Below are 10,770 nucleotides of genomic sequence, written 5' to 3'. Positions count from 1 at the left end.
CGCCAGCGTTCAATCTGAGCCAGGATCAAACTCTTCAGTTCAATCTCATAGCAAATTTCTGGCACGCAAGATCAAAGAAAATAACAAGTATTTCTTGTCTTGCAGTGCAAGTATTTGGCTTTCGCCAAGTACTCACACCTATCGGTTATTCTGTTTTTTAAAGAGCGGTGCAGGTCGCTGCGTTTCGTTTCCGTCGCTGCGTTGTCTGCTGAGGAGGCGAACTATACCGCCCTGCCCCACCCTCGTCAACACTTTGTGCGAAGAAATCTGCAGGATTTGCCAAAATTCCGTCGCACAGACCGCTAAGTCACTGAACGGTAATGATTTATGAAATGCGGGTTTCATGACTGTTTTGCTGCGGGTGCACAGTCAATGCTCGACTCACATCCCTTCCGGCGCCGACCGACGGTGAAAACTGGCGCAAAAAGCTGGTCTCAGCACCGACACAGGCACAAAAGCCCGGCTGAGCCGGGCTTTTTGCAAACGGGATGCTGATGTTGGCGATGACTCTATATAGATGGCGGATGACGGGGCCCTTATTTGATGCCGAGCCGGTCCATCCGGTAGCGCATGGAGCGGAAGGTGAGGCCGAGCAGCTTTGCCGCCTGGGTGCGGTTGAAGCGGGTGGCATCCAGTGCCTTGAGGATGGCTTCCCGTTCCACCCGGTCCAAAAAGTCTTGCAGCGGTTCACTGCCTGCATAGCCGGGGATGGCTTCATCCTGCTCCTGCAGTGGCTGGCTGAGGGTAAGTTGCAGGTCGGCGACATCGACCTTGTCGTCACCGGCCAGTGCTACTGCGCGTTCTAGGATGTTTTCCAGTTCACGGAAGTTACCCGGATAGTTGTAAGCCAGCATGGCCTTGACCGCATCCGGGGTGAGACGCGGTCGGCTGTCCGCGGTGGCGAAGCGGTCGAGCAGGGCGCCGATGAAGCGGGGAATGTCGTCGCGCAGTTCGCGCAGTGGCGGCATGCGCAGCGGCAGTACATTGAGCCGGTAATACAGGTCCTGACGGAACTGGCCGGCTTCGACCAGCGCTGCCAGGTCCTTGTGGGTGGCGCAGATGATGCGCACATCAACCGGGTCTTCTTGCGGGCTGCCCAGCTTGCGCACCTTCTTTTCCTGAATGGCACGCAGCAGTTTGACTTGCATGGCCAACGGCAGGTCGGCAACTTCGTCCAGAAACAGGGTGCCGCCGGCGGCTTGCTGGAAGAATCCGTCGCGCTCGCTGTCGGCACCGGTGAAGGCACCTTTGCGATAGCCGAAGAATTCGCTTTCCATCAGGTTTTCCGGAATGGCACCGCAGTTGACCGGAACAAAGGGGCGTTCGGCACGTCCGCTTTGTTCATGAATCAGGCGGGCGGCTTGCTCCTTGCCGGTGCCCGATTCGCCACTGATATAGACAGCAGCCTGGCTGCGCGCCAGCTTGTCCACCATGCGGCGGACTTCCAGCATGGCAGGCGAGTCGCCGACCAGGCGTTCGATGCTGCTGGATTTGCCATTGCCATCCACTTTGAGTACCGATTTCACCAGGGTGCGCAACTGGGCCAGGCTGATGGGTTTGGACAGATAATCAAACGCGCCGGCCTTCATGGCCTTGACCGCGTTTTCGGTACTGCCGTAGGCGGTGATGATGGCGCTGGGGATGTCCAGTCCATGCTCGGCAATGAATTCGACCACTTCAATGCCTTCGCCATCCGGCATGCGCATGTCGGTGAGCACCAGATTGAAGGGTTCGCGCTGCAGGCGCGCCTTGGCATCGCTGACATTGCCGGCCGTGATGACGTCCAGGCCCATCTTGATCAGGGTGAGTTCCAGCAGTTCGCGGATGTCCGGTTCGTCGTCCACGACCAGCACGCGCAGGGGGGCTTTATTCATAGGCTAGATGACAGCTCAGACAGAAAACACCGCCGGGCGGGATGTAGTCGAGGCGTGCGTCATTGGCCTCGGCCAGCTCCCGGGCAATATAGAGCCCCAGCCCGGTGCCGGTGCTTTCGGTAGTGAAAAAGGGTTCGAACAGGTGTAACTGTGCGTCTTCGCTCATGCCCGGTCCGTCGTCCATCACGCGGATGAGCACCTGGGTTTCGACATGATTGATTTCAATGCATACCGCGCCATGTACCCGGGAAGAGTGGCGCCAAGCATTGCCCACCAGGTTGGACAGGATCTGACTCAGATGACCGCGGTCGAAATAGATGCTGTCGGTGCTGTGGAAGATGGTGAGGATGCGTCCGGCGGCATCTGGCTGGGCCATGCCGAACTGATCCAGAAAATCAGCCAGGAACTGGGACAGCTTGATGGTTTCGGTTTTGACCCGGTCGCGTCGTCCCAGCATCAGCACTTCTTCCACCAGACCGTTAATCCGTTTGGCGTTGTCACGCACGATACGGGTGAGCCGCTGGGTGGCCGGGTCTTCCGCGCCTTCGGCCAGCAAATCACCGGCATGGGAGATGGCGGCCAGCGGGTTGCGGATTTCATGGGCGATATTGGCGGTGAGCCGGCCCAGCGCCGCCAGCTTGATGCGTTTGGCTTCTTCAGCCATATCGGCCATATCGCGCAGGAACATCACCACGCCGCGCAGGTCACCGGCCAGAATGGGCACCATGCGGCCACCCAGTTGCCGGCCACGCACATTGCGCTCGACAAATACCGGCATCGGGGAGTGGTTGTTGATGCGCCAGCGCTCGACGATGGGTGACAGTTCCGGCAGCAGGATGCCGCGTTGCATGCTGGGGAAATAGCGCACGGCCTGGGCATTGAATTGCCGGACGGTGCCGGTTTCGTCCAGCACGATGACGGCATCGCGCTGGCTTTGCAGCACCAGCTCGTTCAGCCGGTTGAGGTTGGCAATTTCGCCGCCGCGGCGTGAAGCCAGCTCTTCGGATTCACGCGCCACGCGCGCCAGCTGGTAAGTCACCACCGAGGTGACGAAACCGGCCAGCGACAGCAGGCCGGTCTGGAACAAATCGTTGGTGCTGCCAAACAGCATGTGGCTGCGGACATGCTCGTAACCGACATAACCGAACAGGCTGGCGGTGGCGATGGAGGCGTAAAACAGCGCAAAGCGGCCGGATGACAGCAGGCCGGCTACCGCGAGGTAGGGCAGCAACAGCATGCCATAGCCGCTTTTGACACCGCCGTTCATGCCCATCAGCCAGACAATCATCAGGATGTCGGCCACAATGGCCAGCGACAGCTGTAGGGTATGGGCAATCTTGCCATCGCGCAGGGCAAACCAGCTGGCAATCAGGCAGCCATACACCACGGCCCAGAGATTGAAATGCCCGCCACCGTCGACCAGCCGCTGCCCTTCGCTGCCTTGCAGCAGCGACATGAACAGCAACACCAGCAGCATGATGGCGCGAAAGCCGTTGACGAAGGCCAGGGCCTTGCGCGGACTCAGCGGCAGCGAGCGTTGCGACATCATGGCGTGTCAGCCGTGGGCACATCACCAATGGCCGATACCGTCCACTTCTTCGGCATCAGTTTGCCTTTCTTGCCGCGCTTGGCGTCGAACTCGGCCAGGGCCAGTTTTTCGTCTGCCACCTTGCCACGCACCGATACCGTGGCCAGCACGGCCTTGTCGCCCTTGACCAGCCCGATGGCGGTGAGCGACTCACCCGTGTCCAGCCCCATCAGCATCAGGCCACGGCCCTTGGCCATTTCCTTCAGCTCGCCGGCCGGGAAGGCCAGCAGACGGCCATTGTCCGCCGCGGCCACCAGGCGCAGGGTGGTCAGGTCGGCATTGGCGGCCACTGCCACCGGGGTGATGACGCTTTCGCCATCGTCCAGCGTGATGAAGGCCTTGCCCGCCTTGACCCGGCCCGCCATGTCGGACAGCCTGGCCACAAAGCCATAACCACCGGAACCGGCCACCACGAAGCGGGCGTCGTCCTTGCCGGAAATCATCTGCGCCGGCTTGGCACCATCCTGCAGATCCACCAGCGAGGCCACCGGCACGCCGTCGCCACGACCGGTGGGTACATCCGCCGGGTCGATGGTGTAGGCGCGGCCCTTGTTGTCCAGCACGATGACCGACCACACGGTGCGGGTTTCCACCACGGTGTGCAGGCTGTCGCCATCCTTGAAGGCCAGCGCTGACAGGTCGACATTGTGGCCGACGCGGGCGCGGATCCAGCCTTTTTGCGACAGGATGATGGTGACCGGCTCGTCGGCAATGGTCTGGGTCAGCACCGCACGTTCGGCCGCCTTGATTTCACTGCGGCGTTGGTCGCCGTATTTGGCAGTGTCGGCCATGATTTCGTCGCGAATCAGGCGGGTGAGGGCGTCCGGCGTATCCAGCACATGGCGCAGGCCTTCGCGTTCTTCGCGCAGCTCGGACAGCTCTTTCTCCAGCTTGAAGCCTTCCAGCCGCGCCAGCTGGCGCAGGCGGATTTCCAGAATGTCCTCGGCCTGCGCTTCGGACAGGCCGAAGGCTTTCATCAGGTCGGGCTTGGGTTCGTCCGATTCGCGGATGACGCGGATGACTTCATCGATATGGATGAAGGCAATCATGCGGCCTTCCAGAATATGGATGCGCTTTTCCACCTGACCCAGGCGATGCTTGAGGCGGCGGGTGACGGTGCTGCGGCGGAAGGCGATCCACTCGCTCAGAATGGCCTTGAGGCCCTTCTGCGCCGGGCGACCGTCCAGGCCGATCATCACCAGGTTCATCGAGGCATTGCCTTCCAGACTGGTTTGCGCCAGCAGGATGTTGATGAACTCGTCCGGGTCCTGTCGGCTGGACTTGGGTTCGAACACCAGCCGCACCGGGTTCTGGCTGTCCGATTCGTCGCGCACGCGGTCCAGCAGCGACAGCATCAGGCTCTTGAGGTTTTGCTGTTCCTGCGTCAGCGCCTTCTTGCCGGTCTTGAGCTTGGGATTGGTGGCTTCTTCAATCTCGGCCAGCACCTTCTGCGCGGAAGAACCGGGCGGCAGCTCGGACACGATGACGCGCCACTGGCCACGCGCCAGCTTTTCCACTTCCCACTTGGCGCGCACCCGCACGCTGCCACGGCCACCTTCATACGCCGCCAGGATGTCGTCAAACGGGGTGATGATCTGACCACCGCCGGGGAAGTCCGGGCCGGGGATGTAGTCCATCAGCTGGCGGGTCGTCAGCTCCGGGTTGGCCAGCAAGGCCAGGCAGCCGCGTGCCACCTCGGTGAGGTTATGCGGCGGAATTTCCGTGGCCATGCCCACGGCAATGCCGGATGCACCGTTGAGCAGCACCATGGGCAGGCGCGCCGGCAGCAGGGCAGGCTCTTCAAATGCGCCGTCATAGTTGGGCACAAAATCCACCGTGCCCATGTCGATTTCGCCCAGCAGCAGCTCGGCAATCGGGGTCAGGCGTGCTTCGGTGTAACGCATGGCGGCGGCACCGTCGCCATCGCGGCTGCCGAAGTTGCCCTGACCGTCGATCAGCGGGTAGCGCAGGGTGAAGTCCTGCGCCATGCGCACCAGCGCCTCGTAAGCCGAGCTGTCGCCGTGCGGGTGGTATTTACCCAGGATTTCACCCACCACACGGGCCGACTTGACCGGCTTGGCCCCATGCACCAGGCCCATGTCGCGCATGGCATACAGAATGCGTCGCTGCACCGGTTTCTGGCCGTCGGCCACTTCCGGCAGCGCGCGGCCCTTGACCACGCTCATGGCGTATTCCAGATAGGCACGCTCGGCATACTGGTCCAGCGGAATCCAGTCGCCCGACTGCGCATCTGCCGGCGGGGCGGGCGGTGTCACGGGCGGCTGCATGCCGGTGGTGGGCAGCGCATCGTCAAAGAGATCATTACTGTTCATGGGCAGAGCTTGCTTGTGTGATAGGTTTACACGTGTTCATTTGCAGCGACGCCATCCACGGTTTCCGACACCATATCGGCAGGACAGGCGCGCTGCGCCATTCATTTTCGAGGGCAATTCTACTATGGCCAGCCTGTTGCAGTGGCAATGCCACCCGTTTGACGGCTTTTCCCCGCTTGCACTGTATGAAATGCTGCAGTTGCGCGACCGGGTATTCGTACTGGAACAACAATCCATTTATGGCGATGTGGATGGCGTGGACCTGCACTGTCACCACCTGCTGGGCCGCGATGGTCACGGCAAATTGCTGGCTTACGCACGCCTGATTGCACCGGGCGAGAAGTATCCGGATGCCAGCGCCATCGGTCGGGTGGTACTGGAACCAGCAGCACGCGGCAAGGGCCTGGGCCAGCAATTGCTGGCGGAAGCGGTGGCGCACTGCCTGCAATTGTGGCCTGCCACCCCCATCATGCTGTCGGCCCAGACCGCCGCCCAGGGGCTGTACGAGCGTTTCGGCTTTGTCGCGGTGTCACAGCCTTATGACGATGGCGGCATCCTGCATGTGGACATGCGGCGCAGCGCGCTCAGTCACTGAACCTGGCCCGGCCTGTTCAAGCCGCCTGCGGTGCGAACAGGTCTTTCCAGCCGGTGTAGGCGGTGACATACAGCACCGGAAACCACAGCAGCAAGCCCAGCCCCAGCGGCAACACGGCCAGAAACAACAACACGGCCAGCATGAAGGCAGACAGCAGCACCGCCTGCCAGTTGGCAATACCACCGCGAAAGCTGTCCCGCAGCGCCTGCCACGGACCCAGGCCATTGAGTACCACCAGAGCGGGCGCAAACCAGTAGCACAGGCTGAGCAGGAACATCAGCGTGGCGCTGAGCAGCATGAACAGCCCGACCGGGCCTTCCAGCCTGGGCAGCTCCTGCGCATTCTGCGAGGCAATCAGTTGCAGGCCCAATAGCGGCATGGCGGCACTGAGCAGCATCATGGCCAGCAACAACAAGGCCAGATACAGCATGCCGACATTGAGCAAGGCGCGCGGTGCGCGGCCGAACCCGGCAAACAGGGCGCGCAGCTTCAGTTCGCGGCCTTGTTCGGCCTGCTGTGCGGCCAGCACGAAGCCGCCGGCAAAGATCGGGGCCAGAAAGAAAGTGAGCGGCGCCCCCAGCAAGGGGATGGCCGCCACGGCAAAGTGGATGAGCAGATAGCCACCGGCCAGCAGCATCCAGGTGAGTGGCTGCTGCCGCACCAGATAAAACGCCTCCACAATCCAGCGCCAGCCCCGTGCATAGCCCACCTGGCGTGCATTGATGCGTGCGGGAAATTCAGTCTGCATGCGTGCTCCTGTCCGGCTGTTTGATGGCAAAAACCCGAAAACCTGCGCCGACTGTCCACCAGAGCAGCAGGCTGGTCAAGCCCATCTGCCCGCCAGCCCCGGGCCGGACGCGTGGCGCTGCGCGCAGCAATGCTGTCAACAATGCATTGAAATTGCACGAAAACAGCGCACAAGCTGCGCCGTGACGGTTGCCGCAATGCGGCAAAATCAGGGATAATCCCATGATTTAGCGGCGGTTAATCCATGCCGGTGCCATGCACGGGTTGCGGGCTGACTGTCGTACCGCATCTGTCCCGCCCCCTTTATTGTTTTTGAGGTTTTCCTGAAATGGTCACCCGAACCGAGCTAGCCAACGCCATTCGTTTCCTCTCCATGGACGCAGTGGAAAAGGCAAAATCTGGTCACCCCGGCGCCCCGATGGGCATGGCTGATATCGCTGAAGTGCTGTGGCGCGATCACCTGAAGCACAATCCTGCCAACCCTTCCTGGTCCAACCGTGACCGCTTCGTGCTCTCCAACGGGCACGGCTCCATGCTCATCTACAGCCTGCTGCACCTCACCGGCTACGATCTGTCCATCGACGACCTCAAAAACTTCCGTCAGCTGCATTCCAAAACCCCGGGCCACCCGGAATACGGTTATGCACCGGGCGTGGAAACCACCACTGGCCCGCTAGGCCAGGGCATCACCAATGCGGTGGGCATGGCGCTGGCCGAAAAAATGCTGGCCGCCCAGTTCAACCGTGACGGCCACACCGTCGTTGACCACAACACCTGGGTATTCCTGGGTGACGGTTGCCTGATGGAAGGCATCAGCCACGAAGCCTGCTCGCTGGCCGGCACCTGGGGCCTCTCCAAGCTGATCGCCTTCTGGGACGACAACGGCATTTCCATCGACGGCCACGTTGAAGGCTGGTTCACCGACAACACCCCGGCCCGCTTCGAAGCCTACGGCTGGCAGGTGATCAAGAACGTCAACGGTCACGATCCGGTGGAAATCGCCACCGCCATCGAGACCGCCAAGAAGGGCGACCGTCCGACGCTGATCTGCTGCAAGACCACCATCGGTTTTGGTTCGCCCAACAAGCAAGGCACCCACGATGTACACGGTGCTCCGCTGGGCGCGGCTGAAATTGCCGCCGCGCGCGAAGCGCTGAACTGGCCGCATGCGCCGTTTGAAATTCCGGCCGAGATCTACGCCGCCTGGAGCGCCCGCGACAAGGGTGCACTGGCCGAGATCGAATGGAACAAGCAGTTTGATGCCTACCGCGCTGCCTACCCGGAACTGGCTGCCGAATTCGAACGCCGCATGCAGGGCGAACTGCCGGCTGCCTGGGCCGAAGCGCGCGATGCCGCCATCGCCAAGATTGTCGACGCAGCCCAGACCGTGGCCACCCGCAAGGCCAGCCAGATTGCACTGGAAGCCTTCTCGCCCAGCCTGCCTGAGTTTGTAGGCGGTTCGGCCGACCTGACCGGCTCCAACCTGACCAACTGGTCTGGCTCCAAGTGGATCGACGCTGCCGGTAACGGCAACTACATCAGCTATGGCGTACGCGAGTTCGGCATGGCCGCCATCATGAACGGCATGACGCTGCACGGTGGCCTGCGCCCCTACGGCGGCACCTTCCTGATGTTCAGCGAATACGCCCGCAATGCACTGCGCATGGCCTCGCTGATGAAGATCAACCCGGTGTTCGTGTTCACTCACGATTCCATCGGCCTGGGCGAAGACGGCCCCACCCACCAGCCGGTGGAACAAGTGGCCACGCTGCGCATGATCCCGAATCACCACACCTGGCGTCCGTGTGACACCACCGAAGCTGCGGTGGCCTGGGCACATGCCATCGAACAGAAAACCACGCCCAGCAGCCTGATCCTCAGCCGCCAGAACCTGCCTTTCGTGCAGCGTGATGCGCAGCAGGTGAAGGACATCGCCCGTGGCGGCTACGTGCTGCGCGATGCAGCCGATGCCCGCGCCGTGCTGATTGCCACCGGTTCGGAAATCGAACTGGCGCTGAAGGCACAGGAAGCACTGGCAGCCGAAGGCATTGCCGTGCGCGTGGTGTCCATGCCCTGCACCAATGTGTTCGACCAGCAGGACAAGGCCTGGCAGCAAAGCGTGCTGCCGGCCGGCCTGCCGCGCCTGGCCATTGAAGCCGGCGTGCCGGACTTCTGGCGCAAGTATGTCGGTCTGGAAGGCGACGTGGTCGGTATCGACCATTTCGGCGAATCCGCACCGGCAGGCGTACTGTTCAAGGAATTCGGCTTCACCGTCGACAATGTCGTCGCCAAGACCAAGAACATCATCCAGTAAATAAAGCACAGGCCACCCCATCCAAAAACAAAGCAGGGGTGGCCTTATTTTTGTGGTGTCTCCATTCTGACCCGCTCACGCGGGGAGGCACCAGACTTTCCGGGAGAGTAATAGTATGACCATTCGCATCGCGATCAACGGCTACGGCCGTATTGGCCGTCAGGTTCTGCGCGCCATTTACGAATACAACCTGCACAACGATTTCAAGGTTGTTGCCGTCAACGCTACTGGCGATCTGGCCACCAACGCCCACCTGACCAAGTTCGACACCGTGCACGGTCGTTTTCCGGCAGACATCGCCCACGATGAAGAAAACCTGCTGATCAACGGCGAGAAGATTCCGTTCTTCTCCACCCGCAATCCGGCCGAACTGCCGTGGAAAGCCCTGAATGTAGACCTGGTACTGGAATGTACCGGTGCCTTCACCAGCAAGGAAAAGTGCCAGGTTCACCTGGATGCCGGTGCCAAGAAGGTGCTGATCTCCGCGCCGGGCGGTGACGACGTTGACGCCACCATCGTGTACGGCGTGAACCACAACGTACTGACCAGCGCCATGACCGTGGTGTCCAACGCATCCTGCACCACCAACTGCCTGGCACCGGTGGCCAAGGCACTGAACGACACCATTGGCGTGACCAAGGGCCTGATGACCACCATCCACGCCTTTACCAACGACCAGGTGCTGACCGACGTGCGTCACAAGGACCTGCGCCGCGCCCGTTCCGCCACCGAAAACATGATCCCCACCAAGACCGGTGCTGCCAAGGCCGTGGGTCTGGTGCTGCCGGAACTGAAGGGCAAGCTCGATGGCTTCGCCGTACGCGTTCCCACCATCAATGTTTCGCTGGTTGACCTGACCTTCAAGTCCGGCCGTGACACCACCAAGGACGAAGTCAACGAAATCCTGCAGGCTGCTGCCGAAGGCCCGATGAAGGGCGTGCTGGGCTTCAACACCCTGCCGCTGGTTTCCTCCGACTTCAACCACAGCACCGAAGCCTCCACCTTTGACGCCACCCTGACCAAGGTGACTGGCGGCAATATGGTGAAGGTACTGGCCTGGTACGACAACGAGTGGGGCTTCAGCAACCAGATGCTGAAAACCGCTCGCGCCATGTTCGAAGCCAAGTAAGGTACGGCCCTGCGGGGCCTTGCAGCATACGAAAGCAGGCCGATGCATCCGCGTCAGCTTGCTGACAAACCCCTCTCGCTTTCTGGAAAGAAAGCGAGGCTTCCGTGCTGGGCAAGGGCGGGGGGATTGGGAATGAGGATGGAAGGCTGCGTGAAGTCAGACACTGCTAGCCCGGGAAAGGGCCCCGGGC

Annotated in this window: 7 protein-coding genes; 3 read left to right on the top strand and 4 right to left on the bottom strand. The window is 61.5% G+C overall.

The window, feature by feature from the left end; translation table 11 throughout:
- Nucleotides 1-536 precede the first annotated feature (536 nt).
- From AWT75_RS19550 to parC, 3 genes are read right to left on the bottom strand one after another with little or no spacing between them, the layout of a single operon-like run.
- Nucleotides 537-1,874 carry a sigma-54-dependent transcriptional regulator gene (locus AWT75_RS19550; RefSeq protein ID WP_062791340.1) on the bottom strand — a complete coding sequence of 446 codons (1,338 nt, stop codon included), beginning with the start codon at nucleotides 1,872-1,874 and terminating at the stop codon, nucleotides 537-539.
- Nucleotides 1,867-3,423 carry a two-component system sensor histidine kinase NtrB gene (locus tag AWT75_RS19545; protein WP_239689673.1) on the bottom strand — a complete coding sequence of 519 codons (1,557 nt, stop codon included), beginning with the start codon at nucleotides 3,421-3,423 and terminating at the stop codon, nucleotides 1,867-1,869. Before AWT75_RS19545 ends, AWT75_RS19550 begins: the two co-directional genes overlap by 8 nt.
- Nucleotides 3,420-5,750 carry a DNA topoisomerase IV subunit A gene (parC, locus tag AWT75_RS19540; RefSeq protein WP_062791342.1) on the bottom strand — a complete coding sequence of 777 codons (2,331 nt, stop codon included), beginning with the start codon at nucleotides 5,748-5,750 and terminating at the stop codon, nucleotides 3,420-3,422. The genes AWT75_RS19545 and parC overlap by 4 nt, the downstream gene beginning before the upstream one ends.
- Before the next feature lie 169 nt (nucleotides 5,751-5,919).
- On the opposite strand from parC, the gene AWT75_RS19535 reads away from it, so the two are divergent.
- Complete coding sequence (locus AWT75_RS19535; RefSeq protein WP_062791338.1) at nucleotides 5,920-6,390, top strand: GNAT family N-acetyltransferase; 471 nt, start codon at nucleotides 5,920-5,922, stop codon at nucleotides 6,388-6,390.
- Between the two features lie 16 nt (nucleotides 6,391-6,406).
- Here the strand turns inward: AWT75_RS19535 and AWT75_RS19530 are convergent, their stop codons facing one another.
- Nucleotides 6,407-7,138, bottom strand: a complete 732-nt coding sequence (locus AWT75_RS19530; RefSeq protein ID WP_062791336.1) for a BPSS1780 family membrane protein — start codon at nucleotides 7,136-7,138, stop codon at nucleotides 6,407-6,409.
- 327 nt (nucleotides 7,139-7,465) lie between these two features.
- Between AWT75_RS19530 and tkt the strand changes: the two genes are divergently transcribed.
- Both tkt and gap read left to right on the top strand, forming a co-directional pair.
- Entirely contained in the window at nucleotides 7,466-9,451 is a 1,986-nt protein-coding gene (tkt, locus tag AWT75_RS19525) for a transketolase (RefSeq protein WP_045845881.1), read from the top strand.
- A 115-nt stretch (nucleotides 9,452-9,566) separates the two neighbouring features.
- Entirely contained in the window at nucleotides 9,567-10,580 is a 1,014-nt protein-coding gene (gene gap / locus AWT75_RS19520) for a type I glyceraldehyde-3-phosphate dehydrogenase (RefSeq protein ID WP_062791334.1), read from the top strand.
- Nucleotides 10,581-10,770 lie beyond the last annotated feature (190 nt).

The organism is Aquitalea pelogenes (assembly GCF_001515305.1).
In the GTDB taxonomy this organism is placed as follows: Bacteria; Pseudomonadota; Gammaproteobacteria; order Burkholderiales; family Chromobacteriaceae; genus Aquitalea; species Aquitalea pelogenes.
Note: the sequence above shows the minus strand (reverse complement) of the source record. Positions and strands in the feature narration are given on the sequence as shown.